This window comes from Algimonas arctica, assembly GCF_014652695.1.
Taxonomy (GTDB): domain Bacteria; phylum Pseudomonadota; class Alphaproteobacteria; order Caulobacterales; family Maricaulaceae; genus Litorimonas; species Litorimonas arctica.
Genome location: NZ_BMZH01000005.1, coordinates 1 through 16,334, shown reverse-complemented (window position 1 = coordinate 16,334; position 16,334 = coordinate 1). Strand labels below are relative to the sequence as shown.

Here is a 16,334-nt window from a genome sequence, read left to right as displayed (position 1 = left end):
CGCGTTATCGCGCGTGGCGACCATAAAGGCGGGGGCTAAGTCCGTCCCACCAAAATATTTTACCAAGCCCTTGGGCTAGCCGTCCGAGATGTTCAATGCGGGAGGGACGGCGCAATAGCGTCTGGACCCCGTAAAGCCCGCCGTGAACGAGCGCTTGTAACGCGCCGATGATCGTCCACTTTACAATGCTCAGCCAGCCTTTGACGCCGCGATCAGCTGCTTGGCGGGTTGGCGTTTGGCCGAAAGCGAAGTGACGACGCCAGAGATAATCCAATGTAGCGCGGTGTGGCGGAACATGTTCCCAGGCTGTTGTATCCGCGCACCATCCCACAGTTCCGCCTTGGGCGATAACCTCAGCAAAGAATGTATCATCTTCACCGCCAACTTCGTTGAGCGCGGGGTCGAAAACGGGAGACGGCAGAGCGATATTCTGAAGATCAACGAGGCATCCACCCGTCCCCAATGTCTCCTCAACGACGCGCGTGTTCCCTTCGAAAACGCGCGAGAACAGGGGCGATAACCACTGCTCGAACGACTCGCTACCGGGGGGCAAGGCGGCGACAGCCGGAGCAAAGGTGAGGGCGGTGCCCAAGGTCTTTGATGTTTTTAAAACGGTATCGAGATAGGGCGGGACGACTTCCATATCGTCATCCAAAAACAAAACATAGCGAGATTGAACACGGGCCATGCCCGCATTGCGCGCATTGGACACACCCGGCTCAGGGGCAACCGTGTAGTCAATAGGGATTGAATGGGCGTCGGATAGGGCTTGGACGGTATGTTCGGCGCTCCGCGAGACATCATTATCGGCGACAATGATGACCGTGTCAGTGCGCCCAGAGATATCAGTGATGATGCTCCGCAATAGCCGCGCCAGACTGTCTGGTCGCTTGAAGGTCGGAATAACAATGCTCACTAAAGGTGGGGTCATGCTGTCACCTTTTTCACCGCGTCGCGCACGGTCAGGACGTCCAATCCAAGATAGGCGATCGTGTCGATCACTCTGAACAATTCTGCCGGGGTGCAGCCAAACTCAGAGGGGTTGTCGCGTACATCATGACCGAACAGGATCAGCCACCGTTTTTCCCGTGCGGCCGTTTTGATCAGGGCTAATGTTGTCTCGATATGTTTGGAATAGAGCCGCGCAGAGGCGGCTAAGCCAAGGTCCAGTGCGCTGCTACCGGGATTATGGATCCCGCGCGATAAGCCGAACTCACCCTTAAGGCTGCGTTTGAGCAGCGGAGTCACTTCACCGTAAGGGTAGGCGAAGGTTTCTGCGCGCGGCAAACCCAGCGATTGGAAGGCCGCGCGGTTGCGCGCAATATCACTCAAGACAGTGTCGGGTCCGGCTTTCAGGCCATCAATATGTGTAAACGTGTGGTCTCCGATCTCATGACCGGCGGCGTGCGCCGCAACAATGTCTTGCTCTGACATATGAAGACCCAGATGGTTTGTTATGCCGCACAGTCCCATCGCGGCATAGATGGTGGCCTGCCAGCCCCGCGCTTCGATAAGAGGCAGGGCGTTGTCCATGACAGACCGAGGGCAGTCATCAAAAGACAGGCTTATCAAGCCCCGTTCGAGTTGCGGACGGATCATCTGTCGATCAACATGGCGGGCCATGCGGCGTCTGACTTTTGCGACGAGGTCGGTTCTGGGCTGATAGGCTGCGGCGTTCATTTCATTGCCTCCGCATAGTAAGACGCCCGCCAGAGCTTGAGCGCGATGACCCGAAACCGTGTGGGCATGGTCCGCATCCGCACGAGGGTCCGAAGCGGCAGGCGCGCAAGGCGATGGCCGGGCACATGTTTGAGGCGCGACACAACCCGGAAGAGCGGCAAAGTTTCTGCCAGCGCCGGATGCGCATGTACAAAGCGACGATAGTTTGGGCCGGAACTGGCAAACCGAGACAGCAGAGTTTCCGTAGTTTCGAGGCCAAGATGAACGGCGGGATTATCAATATGGCGAAGGCGGTGAGTAGCAGAGACACGCGCGGCCCATTCACTATCTTCCCAGCCCCAGCCTTGAAAACCCGCGTCAAACGGCTCCGCATTTAAAACGGATTTGCGAACACACAAATTGGACGAGGCGACGTTCTGTGCGCCATTAAGGGCGCGTTGTTCCGCGCTCAGACAGTCAGAGCTATGCGACAATAGGCGGTGGAGATCCGTGTCCCAATCTGTTGATGAGTTTTCGACGTCAAACCCGCCAAAGACAATGTCGCAATCATCGGCGTCAATTCGATCAAGATAACGCGATAGGAAGTCTCTGTGGTCGAGGCGCATATCTGCGTCGAGAAACAGAACCCAGTCGGCCTTTGCAGCCTCTTGTAGCGCATTACGGGTGGCGGAGCGGCCACGATTGTCTGGTGCCGTCACTAAGCTTGTCGGAAGAGACATGGCATCAACAGTCGCTTGCGCGGTGGCGGTTAAGGCCGGATCGTCCGTTCCGTCATCCATAATGCGAATTTCCACGGCTTTAGGGTCAATGGACTGCACGTCGAGAGACCGGAGCAAGACCGACGGGTCGTCGCGGTAAAACGGGATCAGAATGGAGAGGCGCGGCGTCATTTAGTGGCCTCAATCACAGGGCGGCGACGTAGACGCGAAAGCGCCTCCCCGATCATCGTCCGGCACTCTGCGGCATTAATGATGTAGCAGGTTAAGACATAGGTGAGCGCCCCGACGGATCCTTTGATGGTGAGGGTTAGGAAGCCCGGATCAAACTGATCCAGCGGTAAGGCACTGACGGCGATGGCCATGACGCCGCAAGCAAATGCAATTTCAGCGGCCGCCCGGATCGGTAAGGGCAGGGGATAATGGCGTCTTGCCATCAACACTGACAGGACAAGCGCCATGAGATACCCGACGATGGTTGAGGCAACCGCGCCCATCAAACCAAATTTTGGGATCAGAATGATGTTGAGCGCAATATTCAACGCAACGGGCGGAACCATAAGCCAAACAATGTCTTTTGTCTGACCAGACAGCATAAACGCGCGTTGGACATAATAGGTCACGATCCCATTGATGAGGCCCGCGAAGGCGATGAACGGCATGACGATGACGGCTTGATCACGAACACTTTCGCCTAAAATAAATCCGGCATCCTTTGACACTAAGGCAATGCCGACAGCGGCCGGCATGGCGAGAAACAACAAGCTCGCGCCGTAGTTTCGCATAATCTCTTGAGAGGCTTTCGTCCCTGTCTTTTCAAACGCGGTTACAGCGGCCGGAGTCATGGCCATCGAAATCCAGACGAAGAGGATTTCAAGCGAGCGGTTGGCGAGATTGTAGCCCGCATTATATTGCCCCGCAGAGGCTTCGCCCATAACGGCGGCGATGATGTAAACGTCCGACGAATTGAGCGTATAGCCGAGGAGCAAACTCATACAGATCGGTAAGCCATAGGCGGCATATCGCTTTGTCCGGGCGGTCTCAAACTGGCCCCCTTTTTGACGGCGTAACATTGAGGGCAAATCAAACATTAAGACAACGAGCAGGCCCAAAATGATTCCCAGAAACGGTCCGCTTTCGCGTAACGGTGTCAATACAACCAAAGCAATCCCGATGGTGAAGGACAATAAAGTCTGACTCGAATAGGTCAGGCTGTACCGGATAACGCGATGCGCGGCCCGATGGGCTTCCATCCCGAGGTTGAACAGGACTTGCAAACCGGCGGACCCGATCGCGAAGGCGAGCACAGTCTGGAGTTCGCGAGACAGTGGCAATACGTAAATAATGGCCAAGAACAGCGCGACGAGAAGCGCCCCTAAACCTGCGGCAAGCACATAAAGTGTCCGTAAGTGCGAGGCGACATCAGCATCTTTCTCGGCGCGGGCTTGAAAGCGCGCCATCGCCGCTTCGAGCCATGTAAACGCGCCCATATGCACAAATTGCAACGTAATCATCGCAATGGCGTAACGGCCAAACTCCTCAGGGCTGAGCAGGCGCGTCAGCACCACGATCAGCCCGAAGCTAACCACCACATTGGCCAAATTGACCGGCAGGTAGGCGAGGAGTGTCCGACCTAAGGAATTTTGGGCAAGCTTCATCGGATCGTATTTCGGTCGCTCAGCATGACGGGGATTGTCTTCGCCATGATAACCAAGTCCCAAAACACGTTGGCGCGTTCAATATATTCCACATCGAGTTGAACGCGGCGTTGGACATCACCGCCAGAATGTAAGGGTCCGCGGGAGCCGTTGATTTGTGCCCAGCCGGTCATGCCCGGCTTTACCTTGTGGCGATGGGCATATTCTTCGACAAGTTCCATACTATCACGCCCAGATGTCTTCATCCCGACCGCGTGGGGACGGGGCCCGACGAGGCTCATTTCGCCCCGGATCACGTTTAAGAGCTGCGGCAACTCATCAATCGATGTCTTGCGAATGAAACGACCAATGCGCGTGATGCGCGGATCATCGGCTTCGGTTTGACGCTCCGCTTTCACATCACATTGATCCGTGCGCATGGTCCTGAACTTCAACACGTTAAAGACGCGGTTGTTAAAGCCGTGACGGGGCTGACGGAAAATAATGGGGCCTGGACTATCGAGCTTGATGATGAGCGCCACGATGAGGAGTGGAACAGCGAGTAAAGCCAAGGCGACAGACCCAATTAAAATGTCGGTCAATCGCTTTAGCGCCGTATGCATGCCGGACTTTGGGCTCCCCGTTACATCATTCATCGACACTTCTGCGATTTCGGACAGGCGCTGTTTGACGTGATCAAGATTTTCGAACGCATCTGACACATAGGCGATCCGGTTGGGAAGCAGGCGAACCTTTTCGATGAAGTCCTTTTTACGGGCGGCTGCCGCGCTCGGCAAAGTGACGACGATCCGGTTGACGTAAGGCAGGCCTTCCCATTGTATTAGGTCGCCAATTTTACCAACCACGGGAACGCCGTGAATGTCCAACGGGGCGCGTGCCAATCGTTCATCGAAAATTGCCACAATATTGAGTTCTTTTGTCTTGGCGTTTTCTTCAATGATACGACGGGCGCTCTCTGTGGCGCCCAGCATGACAACTGTCGGGGCAAGCCGTCCTTTGACATGAAGCCGTTGGAGCTGATGCGTATAGATCATGTGCAGAACAAAGAGCGCAGCCAGTGCCGCTAAGCCGGATCGGGCTAAAGTGTCAGGGAGAAAGCTATCAGGTCGCAAGATCAAGGCCGTGGCCAACCAGACGCCGAGCGCGGCCAGTCCGGCCACAAGGACAGTTTTGAGGTGGGTCTTCGTTTTTTCAGTCGGTTTGAATAGATAGGCGCGGCCGAACATCATCATGAAAATGAATATGCCTGAGCCCAGCATCGCCGCCGCGATCGGGGCGACGATGGTTTGTTCGTTCGTGCCGACATAGCCTTGCCACACACCGAATGCGATAATGGCCAAAACGGCCACCATATCGATGGCTTGCAGCCCAAATCGAACCGCGTTCATATTCAGTTGCGCGGATGGAACGGGCAGCGTGTCAATGTCAGGGCGCGTGCGTCGTCTGTCGACCCCTTGTACGGGGTCGTCATCACCCGGTCTCGCGACGCGGCGTTCATCGTCGCGACGAATATAAGCCTTGCGCGCTGGGTCCGGTGTTTCAATTCGGTCCATTTTTTGACTATTCGACATTCATCCCACCAACTTTGTTGCGCTTCCGATACAGGTCACGGGCAAACATCCGGTAAACGTGTGATAAAAAGTTAGTGATGCAATGCAGAGGCTCGAACGGGTTGATTGTGCCGGGTTCGACCGTTCCGCGAAAACTCACGGTTAATCACACACTAACGTCTTCAATGCCGCACCTGCATTTGACTGCAAGGAAAGCACGACAAACGCTTGCAGGCTTGCGCCCGCATCGTTAGACGCGCCGACGGAGACGTGGCCGAGTGGTCGAAGGCGCTCCCCTGCTAAGGGAGTATGGGTCATAAGCCCATCGAGGGTTCGAATCCCTTCGTCTCCGCCACTACCCTTCTGAGTAAACTCCCCCTTGGGGGAAAGTGGCTATATATACCGCAATATCAGTGGATTAGGGCGAGGTGCCCGTCGAACTGTGTGTCAGGCTGTCTCTCAGAGGCCTATTGGCGACGCATTTTTTCGACCTATCTCTACCGTGCGTTTTCGAGCTCCGCTTTCGCAAAGGGTCGATGCTGCATTCATGCTTCAGAGATGTCGTATGGGTGGTGAGCCGTTTATCGGGCGAAGCCGAGCTGCTGACGCTGCTCACACCATGATATCGTAAGAGACGAATGAGACATAATGCGCATCAAAGACTTCGACCAAATTTCTGACGTCCGTTACTGAGCGTGTATGGCGATCAAGCTTATAGACGACAATGATGTCGACTTTGACGGCTTTAATATCTGCTGGGAGTGCCCTCTGCACGGGCCGCTCTAAGCGGATGTCGGACAAACTGCGACAATAAAAACGATGCGGGCCGAAACCTAACTCTTTATACGGCCACCAATGTTCGACCGTGTGACAAGAAACACGGCACATTTCTGTGCGAGACTGTTAATCTGCTTGCAGCTATTTCTGTCGAGTTCGCATGTCTAGGATTATGCGAGTAAGCAAGCCTATTTTAGACCCACGGCCTACATCCGGTCCATCGACGATTTTATCCAAAGCATCGCTTTTGACGATAGTATCGGCGTCATTAACAGTCCGGTTGAGATGATTGCCGATATGAACGGAGATCCGACGCCACTGCGGTGGGACAATGTTGATTCCCGCCTTATCGGGGATGATATGGACGTGGGATATGATTTTGACGGCCCGCTTCGTATTGATGGCGTCGCGAATTATGTTCGAGGAACGCGCCGCGACATTGACGATAACCTTTACCGTATTGCCCCGCCGAACGTGACAGTCGGTTTGACATTTGAAGCGTCCATTTGGTCCGTCACAGTAGAAGGTCGTGCGGTGGTAAAGCAAAGTAAAGTTTCTGCGACAGATAGCGAGGCGACAACAGGCGGTTACGCGCTGCTAAGCTTATATGGCGATTGGCAGGTCAAAGATAATGTAACGCTATCCGCCGGTGTAGAGAACGTATTTGATGAGGTTTATCAGGATCATCTGTCTGGATATAATCGTAATGGATTTGGCGGTATTCCTGTCGGCGAGCGTATACCCAGTTCGGGCCGGGGCCTATTTTCACGCTTGAGTGTTGTGAAGTAATTCAAAAAAATGGCGCGGATTTCTCCGAGCCATTTTAACCTAAGAGGTATCACTCCCTACCTGATTGATCTTTCTAGACGAGCCAAAGGGAATCCAGGTCAGTGTGAGCCTTGTGTATCATTTCCAGTTTTTAGCCATAAACCTTCCTGCACCATCAGCTCAATGGCAAGACCGATGGAGAAGGCCGGAAAGATTATATGAAAGGAAACTGTAAAAGCAAATTACGCTCTTGCGAGGTTAATTGCGTGTTCGCTGACAGCAGGGTCCATGTCATAGTTTCCACGTAAACATTTTGGGAAAGGGTGAGACCCATCAGCAAGGCAAGAGTTAGAGGTGATACTCCAACTCCACGCCGTGAGAATTTCCAATGGTTTGCCGAATGGCATCAATTTGGGACAGGAAAACTTCACCTGTCAGGTCTTGTAACAAGTGTGAACGCTTAAGTTTGTCCATCACGGGCCCTTTAACTTCAGACAGATGGAATTTTATATTCACGGTTTTAAGGCGTTCATTGATGGCTTCTAAGCTTTCTAAAGCGCTTAGATCGATGTCATTGACGGCCGAACACATGAGGATCACATGCTCCAGCTCTGGCTTGTCTAACGCCAGATCATAGATCGCATCTTCCATGAAGCGCGCATTCGCAAAATAGAGTGACTCATCGATCCGCACGGTCACAAGCCTCGGGTTTGTTTGAACCTTGTGGCGCTCAATATTTCGAAAATGATCCGTATCGGGCACTTGCCCAACGATCGCAAAATGCGGCCGTGATGAGCGGAATAGATAGATTGCGATAGAGATCGCAACGCCCGACATAACGCCTACTTCAACGCCTAACGTCAGGGTCAGAACAATGGTTACCATCATCGCGGCGAAGTCAGATTTGGAATAAGCCCATGCCTGCTTAATGGATTTAATATCAACAAGCGACAATACGGCAACAATGATCGTGGCAGCCAACGTCGCAATTGGAAGAAAATACAGAAGGGGCGTAAGAAATAAAGTGGCGAGCGCGATGCCGATGGCGGTGAAAGCGCCCGCGGCAGGGGTTTCGGCACCCGCATCAAAATTAACCGCCGAGCGCGCAAAACCACCCGTGACAGGGTAACCCCCTGAGAAGGCGCCTGCTATATTGGCGGTGCCGAGCCCGATAAGTTCTTGGTCAGGATCGATCCTCTGACGCCGCTTTGACGCCAGCGTTTGCGCGACGGAGATGCTTTCTACGAAGCCAATGATCGCAATGATCAGAGAGGACGCTAATAGGCTACGCCACAGCCCCAGATCAAATTCTGGGACGGTCAAGGGAGGAAGGCCTTTAGGAATATCGCCGACAATTTTTACGCCCTCATCGGCAAGTCCCAAAGAGAACACGGCAAGAATTGATACGACAACCGCAATAACAGGGCCGACTTTCGTCCCAATACCGGCCAAGCGTTCGGGTAAACCGAGTTTCATCAAAAGGGGCTTGAAGCCTTTGCGAACCCAAAAGAGAAATAAGGTGGATATGACGCCAATCGCCAGTGTCGGCATGTTTGTTTCAGCTAATTTGGAAATCAGCGCCTGGCCCATCTCTAAAATATTATGCCCCGAGGCGTTTACGCCAAGAATGTGCTTTAGCTGACTTACAGCTATCAGGATCCCAGAGGCTGTGATGAATCCCGAAATAACGGGGTGGCTCAAAAAATTGGCGATAAAACCAAGTCTGAAAAGACCCATGACTGTGAGCATAATGCCAGAAATAAGCGCGAGCAGTATGGCGACAGCCAGATATTCGGGTGACCCTTGAGCGGCTAACTTGCCAGCAGCCACAGCCGTCATGAGTGAGATGACCGCAACGGGCCCGACCGCAAGTGTGCGACTTGTGCCAAAAATGGCATAGGCAACAAGAGGTAATATACTCGCGTATAAACCCACCTGCGGCGGCAATCCTGCTAGCAGGGCATAGGCCAAAGACTGCGGGATCAACATGATGGTGACAATGACAGCAGCAATGCCGTCATTGACAAACGTGTCTCCGCGGTAGTGGCGCCCCCAATCGAGGATCGGAAAATATTTAGAAAGCTTGAACGTCATTTTTGCTTTTTCATAATAGAGTGCAAACTCTCATTTCTTATTTAACGACATCCGTAATTTCGTCTCGGTCATTCGGATGTGGTTTCACAAGCCATTCCTTACCCTTCAGCATGCCCTTCCAATAAAGGGGCGGTAGGATACGTTCTTTCAAGAGCCAAGACAGACGAGAGGGCTTTGTGCCGTCAATAATCCATTTGGGAAAGGACGGGATGAGTTTTCCACCATAGCCAAATTCCGCCAATACAATTTTTCCACGTTCCACGGTGAGAGGGCAAGAACCATACCCATCATAAACCGCGCGCTTATTAATACCGTCCAGCTTTGCCAGAACATTGGTCGCCACGATGGGCGCTTGTTTGCGTGCGGCCGCCATGGTTTTTGCATTAGGCGCAGAGCACGCATCTCCCAGCGCGTATATGTTTGAGTATCGCGTATGTCGGAGGGTTTCTGGGTCAACATCAATCCAGCCCGCTTCATTGGCGAGAGGACTTCTCTTGACAAAATCCGGGGCTGATTGGGGTGGGCTGATATGGAGCATGTCAAACTTACGCTCGACCAAGCTTTTATGGCCGTTGGCATCACTTTTTTCAAACCAGGCTGTTTTATTTGGACCATCGATTTTCACGAGGTTTTCGCCAAAATTCAAGTTAGCGCCATATTTTTTTACGTACTCCATCAGGGAGGGAACATATTCTTTAATGCCAAAAATAACGACGCCTGCAGTGCAAAACTCGATGTTGATCTTATTCAAGACGTTTTCGCGGAGCCAATGGTCGGCAGAGAGATACATGGCTTTTTGAGGGGCGCCCGCGCATTTAATTGGCATGGGGGGCTGGCTAAAGATCGCTGTTCCGCTTTTAAGTCCTTGGACAAGTTCCCACGTATAAGGGGCCAGATCATAACGATAATTCGATGTGACGCCATTTTTTCCCAGCGTCTCTTCGCAACCTTCAATTTTTTGAAAATCAAGTCGCAAGCCTGGAGCCGCGACCAGCATGTCATATTGAACAAGGCTGCCATCCTCTAATTCGACACTATTGGTGTCGGGATGAAACTTGGCGACGGCGCCTTTAATCCACTTGGCTTGGCGAGGTATGAGATCCCGCATTCTCCGTTCTGTTGATTTTGCATCAAATATGCCGCCGCCGACCATTGTCCAGCCGGGTTGGTAATAATGGACCCAGTTGGGTTCAATGACTGCGACATCCAAATTCGGGCGCCTTTTTAGGAGGCTTGACGCCGTTGCTATACCTGCTGATCCACCTCCGACAACGAGAACGGTATACTTTAGTGTTTCCCTGTGACTTGACGCCATTTCGTCGGCCATTCTTTCCAATTTTGTTTTCGACGTCGACAAATCATAGCCTGCCTTGGCGGCCGTGCTTATGATCGCGTCTACTGGCAGCACATCAACGACCGCGTGGGCCCACAGCGTTGTGGAGCGCGTCCCAGTACGGCAAAACGCGATAGCGGGCGCAGGAGCATCAGTAAGCGCGGCTTTGAAGTCCGCAATATCATCTGTGCTCATTGCGCCCGGCGTTACGGGGATAAACCGATAAGATAACCCCAACTCAGCCGCACGCTTCTCAAGCGTAACGCTACGCGGTTGGCGCGGAACTTCCCCATCGGGGCGGTTGTTAATAACCGTCTTGAAGCCGGCTTGGGCAAGCGCCTTTAAGTCGCTGAGCTTGATTTGTTCAGCGACAGAGAGCGAGTCTGTGAGTTGTTTCGTTTTCATGACAAGGTCTAAACGGCGTTAAGTGGAATTTTGAGATAACGCGTCCCGTTCTCTTCTGGCTCGGGTAACTCTCCCGCTCGCATATTGATTTGAATGGACGGCAAAATCAATTTTGGCATGTCGAGTGTCTTGTCGCGCGCTGTTCTCATTTGAATAAATTCCTCTCGACTAACGCCAGTGTTCAGATGGATATTGTTTGCTTTTTGCTCGCCTACTGTCGTTTCCCATTTATAATGATCACGGCCTTTTGCTTTATAGTCATGGCAAAGATACATCCGTGTATCGTCTGGAAGCTCATATAGCTTATGGACTGAGTCATAGAGCGTACCAGCATCGCCCCCTGGAAAATCACAGCGCGCGGATCCGTAGTCCGGCATAAAGAGGGTGTCTCCGACAAAGACGGAGTCACCAATGTGATAAGCGATGCAGGCCGGGGTATGGCCCGGTACATAAATGACGTCAGCCTCTAAATTGCCAATTTTGAAACGCTCGCCATCCACGAACAATTTTCCAAATTGACTGCCGTCGCGTTTGAACTGCGCATCTTCATTAAACAGTCCGCCGAAGACCTTTTGAATGTCAGGGATATGAGCGCCGATCGCAATCGTCCCGCCTAACGTCTCCTGCAAATAGGCCGCTGCAGAAAAATGGTCAGCATGGGCATGGGTCTCTAAAATCCATTGTGTTTTCAAACCGCCATTTTCAATGAACGTTATGACGGCGTCAGCAGATTTTGTGGATGTGCGGCCTGAATTCGCGTTGTAATCCAATACAGAATCAATGATTGCGCATGCCTTGGTTTCGGGATCAGAGACAATATAAGTCACTGTATTCGTAGACTCGTCAAAAAACGAAATAACATCTGGTTTATGGACCATGACTAAACTCCTTGTTTTTTTGTAGATGCGAATTCGCTGTAACCGATCTCCTCAGGAGAGGGCGGACGGGATTTTGTAAATTTTGGCCGTGGGTTGAAGGCGATAGCTTTACTGTCTCTCTTAGCGACGGACGCTGTGCCAACAGTTTGGTGTCGGCGTGAACCGCCAGATTTTGACTCGCAAACAGCTTCAATCAGATTGCGCATAGGCGCGCTTGTGAGCGAATAGAATACGACTTTAGACTGTCGCCGCGGCGAGATAACTCCGGCTTCGCGAAGATGACCGAGTTCACGCGAGAGCGTCGGTTGCCGTATTTGCAGTTCTTCCTCAATATCGCCTACGGACATTTCATTGTACAAAAGGCGGCACACAATCATGAGGCGATTGGGGTTTGAAATTAGTTTCAGCTGCGCCGCCGTGTGAGAGGCGTTTTCGATCATATCTTGATTGAAGGCCATTACGTTGCCTCATCGGCTTGACCCATGTCGTTGGTGGCTTTGCGGTAATACCAAGCCTGACCATCGTTAGAGCCAAAGTCTTCGTTAAAGAGGCACGGTGCATTGTGTAAAACCTCTCCTCCTGGCAACCATTCTGCAGGGATCGAGACGTTTTTCCGTTCGGAAAGCTGCAGCCCTTTCAATAAGCGTAAAAGCTCATTCACAGAGCGGCCGACAGTAAGAGGGTGGTGGGTGAGGGCTTTTAAAACGCCGTTGGGATCTATGACGAAAACAGATCTGACCGTAGCTGTACTTGACGAGCTCTCATGGATCATTCCGTAAGCGGTTGAGATGGCCATCGATACGTCTTCAATCACTGGGAATGTGACCTTAACGTCAAACTTTGTTTCGATGCTCTCAAGCCAAGCGATGTGGGAGTAAATACTATCAACCGACAATCCAATCAGTGCACAATTTATAGCCTCAAAGTCAGGCAGAGATTTTTGAAAGGCGATGAATTCAGATGTGCAAACGGGCGTAAAATCTGCCGGATGTGAGAACAGGATCACCCACTGGCCGCGATAATCTTCAAGCGAGCGCGTACCGAGTGTTGTGCGCGCGGTAAATAACGGGGCGGTCTCTTCGAGCTTAGGGCCCGCATTCGCATTGGAGGTGCAACCATCGTTAGAGGTAGTGTTGTTAGGGGGCGTCACGATGTTCTCCAGCGCTTGATTTTAACAAGAGTTCTCATATGAGTATCAATATACAAAATCAACAATAAAGTTTACTGAAGTGTATATTGACATGATCGGATTCTAAGCTTAGCTTTCTCTCGAAACGCAATCCCTCTTGGATAAAGGAACATTGTTATGGGCTTACGTATTGGCGATATCGCCCCAAACTTTAGCGTTGAAACGACAAAAGGGAAAATCGACTTCCATGATTGGATCGGCGATAGCTGGTGCTTCTTCTTTTCTCATCCGGCCGACTTTACGCCTGTCTGCACAACGGAAATGGGCCGCACAGCTCAACTCGCGGGGGAGTTCGACAAGCGAAACACCAAGCCGCTCGGACTTTCAACGGATGGCGTGAAAGAGCATCTGGCGTGGATTGAGGACGTCAACGATACGCAAAACACCACTTTAACATTTCCGATCGTTGCCGATGCGGACACGAAAATTGCTCAGCTCTTTGATATGATTCACCCTAACGAGAGCGATACCGCGGCTGTTCGGTCAGTTTTCATTATCGATCCAAACAAAAAAATACGTCTAACGATGACTTACCCGATGAATGTTGGTCGTAATTTTGATGAAATTCTTCGCGTTATTGATGCCTTACAGGCGGGCGACAAGAACGGAATCGCGACACCTGCGGATTGGAATGTTGGCGATAAGGTGATCATTCCGCCGTCCGTATCTAACGAAGATGCGGCCAAGAAATTCCCGCAAGGCTTTGATGAGATCCGGCCTTATCTCCGCTTCACAACAATTGGCTAACCTTCCCCTCTAGCCAGATCTCCCTTGGCATCTTTTTGCCAGGGGAATTTTCTATATTAGGAAATAAAATGGAAAACTTCACGCCTGTTTCTGCCGCTATTGGTGGCGCCATGATTGGGCTGTCGGCCGTTTGGCTGATGGCCAGCGCAGGTCGGATTGCCGGTATTAGCGGTATCGTCGGCGGCGCTCTTGATGCTGGTAAAGGTGACAAATTATGGCGTTGGACGTTTCTTGCGGGGCTTCTATTGGCGCCGTTGATTGTTGGCTTTTTTGACGCCTCTTTTCTTGAAATAGATTTTCCAACAACCGGTTCTTTGCTCGTCCTCGCAGCGGTGCTTGTGGGTATAGGCACGCAACTTGGAAACGGCTGCACGAGCGGTCACGGCGTCTGCGGTAATGCGCGGCTATCCATACGGTCTCTGCTCGCAACGCTCACCTTCATGGGGACAGGAATCGTGACTGTCTTTATCATGCGTAGCTTAGGAGGCGTGTAAAATGCGGATCCCGATTTCAACATTTATTGCAGGCTTGTTGTTTGGGGGCGGTCTGACCGTGTCCCAAATGGTTAATCCTGAGAAGGTTATTTCTTTTCTTGATGTTACGGGCAACTGGGACCCCAGCTTGGCGTTTGTAATGGGTGGGGCTTTAATCGTCACATTTCTTGGGTACAAGCTCGTCTTAAAGCGTAGGGGACCTTTGTTTGACGACCGGTTTCGGTTGCCAACCCGCAAAGATATCGATGCGCCGCTACTCGGGGGCGCGGCGCTGTTCGGAGTCGGATGGGGTTTGGCGGGACTCTGCCCGGGACCGGCTATTGCTAGCGCAAGCTTCGCTGGGCCGAACGCCTATATTTTTGTTGGGACGATGATCGCAACGGTTTTCATCTATCGATTTATCAAAGCGAGAGCATAATGCTGACAAAGCCTACAATATCGGTGCTTTTCACAGCGATATAGTTGGCTGGATTTTAACCGTCCGAACCCGCGTCGGATATCTCGAAAGTCTAAGGGGTATCGATCCCGGATCCAAATGAGCGAATTAGCATTTCGCTTAAACCAGAGCAGCGTCAGCATATCTTGGAGGAAATGAGTCAGTTCCTTCTCTTTACGCAAGAGATCGTCGACGGTGTCGCATCGCGTGACCCTGAGTTAATCCGATGCACCGTGTCTGACGGCTTGGGCCGTGGTCAAGGTCAAGGTTTAATGAAAGGCGTCTTGCCGCCGGAATTTAGGCAAATGGGTTCGGCGATGATGCTGGAGCTCATGAAAATTGATACGATGACATAGGGCGGGGCGGATGATGCCGCCATTCTCGATCAACTCAGTTCCGCGCTGATGCATTGTCACTCCTGTCACGTCACCTACCAAATTTGTCTGACTGAAAAGCCATAATTTGAAGGAGACCGTTATGCGTATCTTGAAGCCCGTCATTGGCGCTCTCGTTTTTGGAGTGGCGCTTACAGCGTGTTCGCAAAACTCTAACGCTTTAGACACTGACGCTGAGGAGATTAAGGTGGCTGCGCCCATATTGACCGTGATTACACGACATGAGCCAGAGACGCAGTTCATGGCATTAATTTTAACAAAAACGGCGGCTGACCAAGGGAATCCCGTGCGGATATTGCTTTGTGACAAGGTGGGGAATTGGCATTAAAAGTGCCGCCAGCCATTTTGCAAACACCATTGGCGGCAAAGAATATGAGTCCGGCTGAATTACTTGCGAAACTCGTTGATAACGGCATCAACGTGGATGTTTGCGCCATTTATCTCCCGAACCGGGACTTTGGTTAGGAGGCACTTCTGGAAAATGTGGGAGTTGCAACGCCGTCAGACATTGCCGCTTACTACACGCATGACGGAGCGAAGGATTTGTCCTTCTAAGCTGAACAGTTGATGAGAGGCGTCTATCAGCAGTCCAGATTGTTGTGAGTTGGCGGTATGATTTCCACCCAAACTCAGGCCCCTATTTCAGCGGTAATATGTCTGCATTTCATCAGCCTTCCAGTGAAGGCTTTGGCTCAGGATGTGGTTGAGGTCACTAACGCCAAACGCCTTGCCATCGGTATTGAAGCCGAAATACTCAAATCCTCAACTAGTGTGGATGTCGTTATTGACCTCGTGACGGAAGGGAAATGGGCGTCTATGTTCGACGCTGGCTAAGAAAGCCTTTTTGCCGAAAACGACCGCCGGCTAGTCAACAGATTCAAATGGTGAATAGTGCAGACAGAACAACAATATAGACCTAAGTAAACGACTAATCTGTCCCCCGTCTAACGGGTGAACGCGGACTCAAAGTTTTTCATAATCTCATATTTCACCGACTTCTTTGAAAAAATCTCACTGACCGCAGAGTTGGCCCCTCATCTGGCACTGGCCTTGGCCATGTTCTGCTTGCTAGCCCTTGCCATCCTCGCCAACATTATCACCAAATATCTGTGTCTGACGTCAGCGCTCATGGCACAGATTTGAGCCTGGGCTAAGAGAGACTTTGCTCACCTCCATCCTTATGGAGTGAAGCATGAGACAGACTAAAACAACGT

The 16,334-nt window shown here is 51.7% G+C and carries 17 protein-coding genes, 1 tRNA gene and 2 pseudogenes; 8 read left to right on the top strand and 12 right to left on the bottom strand.

Features of this window, described 5'->3' with window-relative positions; genetic code table 11:
- Positions 1–4 precede the first annotated feature (4 nt).
- Genes IE105_RS07165 through IE105_RS07145 form a run of 5 tightly spaced genes read right to left on the bottom strand, consistent with a single transcriptional unit; the run spans position 5 to position 5,625 of the window.
- Positions 5–931, bottom strand: a complete 927-nt coding sequence (locus IE105_RS07165) for a glycosyltransferase family 2 protein (RefSeq protein ID WP_189496930.1) — start codon at positions 929–931, stop codon at positions 5–7.
- Positions 928–1,680, bottom strand: a complete 753-nt coding sequence (locus tag IE105_RS07160) for a polysaccharide deacetylase family protein (protein ID WP_189496928.1) — start codon at positions 1,678–1,680, stop codon at positions 928–930. Before IE105_RS07160 ends, IE105_RS07165 begins: the two co-directional genes overlap by 4 nt.
- Positions 1,677–2,570, bottom strand: a complete 894-nt coding sequence (locus IE105_RS07155) for a glycosyltransferase family 2 protein (protein WP_189496925.1) — start codon at positions 2,568–2,570, stop codon at positions 1,677–1,679. Before IE105_RS07155 ends, IE105_RS07160 begins: the two co-directional genes overlap by 4 nt.
- Positions 2,567–4,054, bottom strand: a complete 1,488-nt coding sequence (locus IE105_RS07150) for a lipopolysaccharide biosynthesis protein (RefSeq protein ID WP_189496923.1) — start codon at positions 4,052–4,054, stop codon at positions 2,567–2,569. Before IE105_RS07150 ends, IE105_RS07155 begins: the two co-directional genes overlap by 4 nt.
- Positions 4,051–5,625, bottom strand: a complete 1,575-nt coding sequence (locus IE105_RS07145) for an exopolysaccharide biosynthesis polyprenyl glycosylphosphotransferase (RefSeq protein WP_189496921.1) — start codon at positions 5,623–5,625, stop codon at positions 4,051–4,053. The genes IE105_RS07150 and IE105_RS07145 overlap by 4 nt, the downstream gene beginning before the upstream one ends.
- A 243-nt stretch (positions 5,626–5,868) precedes the next feature.
- Between IE105_RS07145 and IE105_RS07140 the strand changes: the two genes are divergently transcribed.
- A tRNA-Ser gene (locus tag IE105_RS07140) sits at positions 5,869–5,959 on the top strand.
- A gap of 257 nt (positions 5,960–6,216) precedes the next feature.
- Here IE105_RS07140 and IE105_RS15520 read toward each other — a convergent pair.
- A complete protein-coding gene (locus IE105_RS15520; protein WP_189496913.1) occupies positions 6,217–6,492 on the bottom strand; it encodes a recombinase family protein in 276 nt (91 codons plus the stop codon).
- 96 nt (positions 6,493–6,588) lie between these two features.
- Here IE105_RS15520 and IE105_RS07130 point away from each other — a divergent pair.
- Positions 6,589–7,170 (top strand): annotated as a pseudogene (locus tag IE105_RS07130) (TonB-dependent receptor domain-containing protein); the annotation flags it as partial.
- A 113-nt stretch (positions 7,171–7,283) separates the two neighbouring features.
- Here the strand turns inward: IE105_RS07130 and IE105_RS15570 are convergent.
- The 6 genes and pseudogenes from IE105_RS15570 to IE105_RS07100 form a co-directional block, all read right to left on the bottom strand.
- Positions 7,284–7,391, bottom strand: a pseudogene (locus IE105_RS15570) (cytochrome ubiquinol oxidase subunit I); the annotation flags it as partial.
- Between the two features lie 106 nt (positions 7,392–7,497).
- Positions 7,498–9,243 (bottom strand): SulP family inorganic anion transporter, encoded by a 1,746-nt coding sequence (locus tag IE105_RS07120; protein WP_189496911.1) that lies wholly within the window; start codon positions 9,241–9,243, stop codon positions 7,498–7,500.
- A 37-nt stretch (positions 9,244–9,280) separates the two neighbouring features.
- Positions 9,281–10,981 carry a bifunctional protein tyrosine phosphatase family protein/NAD(P)/FAD-dependent oxidoreductase gene (locus tag IE105_RS07115; RefSeq protein ID WP_189496899.1) on the bottom strand — a complete coding sequence of 567 codons (1,701 nt, stop codon included), beginning with the start codon at positions 10,979–10,981 and terminating at the stop codon, positions 9,281–9,283.
- 8 nt (positions 10,982–10,989) lie between these two features.
- Complete coding sequence (locus IE105_RS07110; RefSeq protein WP_189496898.1) at positions 10,990–11,859, bottom strand: MBL fold metallo-hydrolase; 870 nt, start codon at positions 11,857–11,859, stop codon at positions 10,990–10,992.
- A gap of 2 nt (positions 11,860–11,861) precedes the next feature.
- Positions 11,862–12,317, bottom strand: coding sequence for an ArsR/SmtB family transcription factor (locus IE105_RS07105; RefSeq protein WP_189496896.1), 456 nt, complete (start codon positions 12,315–12,317; stop codon positions 11,862–11,864).
- Positions 12,317–13,009: a peroxiredoxin gene (locus IE105_RS07100; RefSeq protein ID WP_189496894.1), complete on the bottom strand. Its 693-nt coding sequence runs from the start codon at positions 13,007–13,009 to the stop codon at positions 12,317–12,319. Before IE105_RS07100 ends, IE105_RS07105 begins: the two co-directional genes overlap by 1 nt.
- Positions 13,010–13,165: 156 nt before the next feature.
- Here IE105_RS07100 and IE105_RS07095 point away from each other — a divergent pair, with 156 nt between their 5' ends.
- The 6 genes from IE105_RS07095 to IE105_RS07075 all read left to right on the top strand — a co-directional run bounded on the left by IE105_RS07095 (position 13,166) and on the right by IE105_RS07075 (position 15,954).
- Positions 13,166–13,795, top strand: coding sequence for a peroxiredoxin (locus IE105_RS07095; protein WP_189496892.1), 630 nt, complete (start codon positions 13,166–13,168; stop codon positions 13,793–13,795).
- 68 nt (positions 13,796–13,863) lie between these two features.
- Complete coding sequence (locus tag IE105_RS07090; RefSeq protein ID WP_189496890.1) at positions 13,864–14,289, top strand: YeeE/YedE family protein; 426 nt, start codon at positions 13,864–13,866, stop codon at positions 14,287–14,289.
- 1 nt (position 14,290) lies between these two features.
- The gene (locus IE105_RS07085; protein ID WP_189496888.1) at positions 14,291–14,707 is read left to right on the top strand and encodes a DUF6691 family protein; all 417 of its coding nucleotides are present in this window, start codon (positions 14,291–14,293) and stop codon (positions 14,705–14,707) included.
- Positions 14,708–14,880: 173 nt separating this feature from the next.
- Positions 14,881–15,081: a hypothetical protein gene (locus IE105_RS07080; RefSeq protein ID WP_189496886.1), complete on the top strand. Its 201-nt coding sequence runs from the start codon at positions 14,881–14,883 to the stop codon at positions 15,079–15,081.
- Between the two features lie 369 nt (positions 15,082–15,450).
- Positions 15,451–15,585 (top strand): hypothetical protein, encoded by a 135-nt coding sequence (locus IE105_RS15515; RefSeq protein WP_267904664.1) that lies wholly within the window; start codon positions 15,451–15,453, stop codon positions 15,583–15,585.
- A 147-nt stretch (positions 15,586–15,732) separates the two neighbouring features.
- Entirely contained in the window at positions 15,733–15,954 is a 222-nt protein-coding gene (locus tag IE105_RS07075; protein WP_189496884.1) for a hypothetical protein, read from the top strand.
- Positions 15,955–16,334: the final 380 nt, after the last annotated feature.

Bases quoted from the DNA above. Each gene is read 5' to 3' on its own strand.
- IE105_RS07165 (WP_189496930.1), bottom strand. From the start codon at position 931: ATGACCCCACCTTTAGTGAGCATTGTTATTCCGACCTTCAAGCGACCA.
- IE105_RS07160 (WP_189496928.1), bottom strand. From the start codon at position 1,680: ATGAACGCCGCAGCCTATCAGCCCAGAACCGACCTCGTCGCAAAAGTC.
- IE105_RS07155 (WP_189496925.1), bottom strand. From the start codon at position 2,570: ATGACGCCGCGCCTCTCCATTCTGATCCCGTTTTACCGCGACGACCCG.
- IE105_RS07150 (WP_189496923.1), bottom strand. From the start codon at position 4,054: ATGAAGCTTGCCCAAAATTCCTTAGGTCGGACACTCCTCGCCTACCTG.
- IE105_RS07145 (WP_189496921.1), bottom strand. From the start codon at position 5,625: ATGTCGAATAGTCAAAAAATGGACCGAATTGAAACACCGGACCCAGCG.
- IE105_RS15520 (WP_189496913.1), bottom strand. From the start codon at position 6,492: ATGTGCCGTGTTTCTTGTCACACGGTCGAACATTGGTGGCCGTATAAA.
- IE105_RS07120 (WP_189496911.1), bottom strand. From the start codon at position 9,243: ATGACGTTCAAGCTTTCTAAATATTTTCCGATCCTCGATTGGGGGCGC.
- IE105_RS07115 (WP_189496899.1), bottom strand. From the start codon at position 10,981: ATGAAAACGAAACAACTCACAGACTCGCTCTCTGTCGCTGAACAAATC.
- IE105_RS07110 (WP_189496898.1), bottom strand. From the start codon at position 11,859: ATGGTCCATAAACCAGATGTTATTTCGTTTTTTGACGAGTCTACGAAT.
- IE105_RS07105 (WP_189496896.1), bottom strand. From the start codon at position 12,317: ATGGCCTTCAATCAAGATATGATCGAAAACGCCTCTCACACGGCGGCG.
- IE105_RS07095 (WP_189496892.1), top strand. From the start codon at position 13,166: ATGGGCTTACGTATTGGCGATATCGCCCCAAACTTTAGCGTTGAAACG.
- IE105_RS07090 (WP_189496890.1), top strand. From the start codon at position 13,864: ATGGAAAACTTCACGCCTGTTTCTGCCGCTATTGGTGGCGCCATGATT.
- IE105_RS07085 (WP_189496888.1), top strand. From the start codon at position 14,291: ATGCGGATCCCGATTTCAACATTTATTGCAGGCTTGTTGTTTGGGGGC.
- IE105_RS07080 (WP_189496886.1), top strand. From the start codon at position 14,881: ATGAGTCAGTTCCTTCTCTTTACGCAAGAGATCGTCGACGGTGTCGCA.
- IE105_RS07075 (WP_189496884.1), top strand. From the start codon at position 15,733: ATGATTTCCACCCAAACTCAGGCCCCTATTTCAGCGGTAATATGTCTG.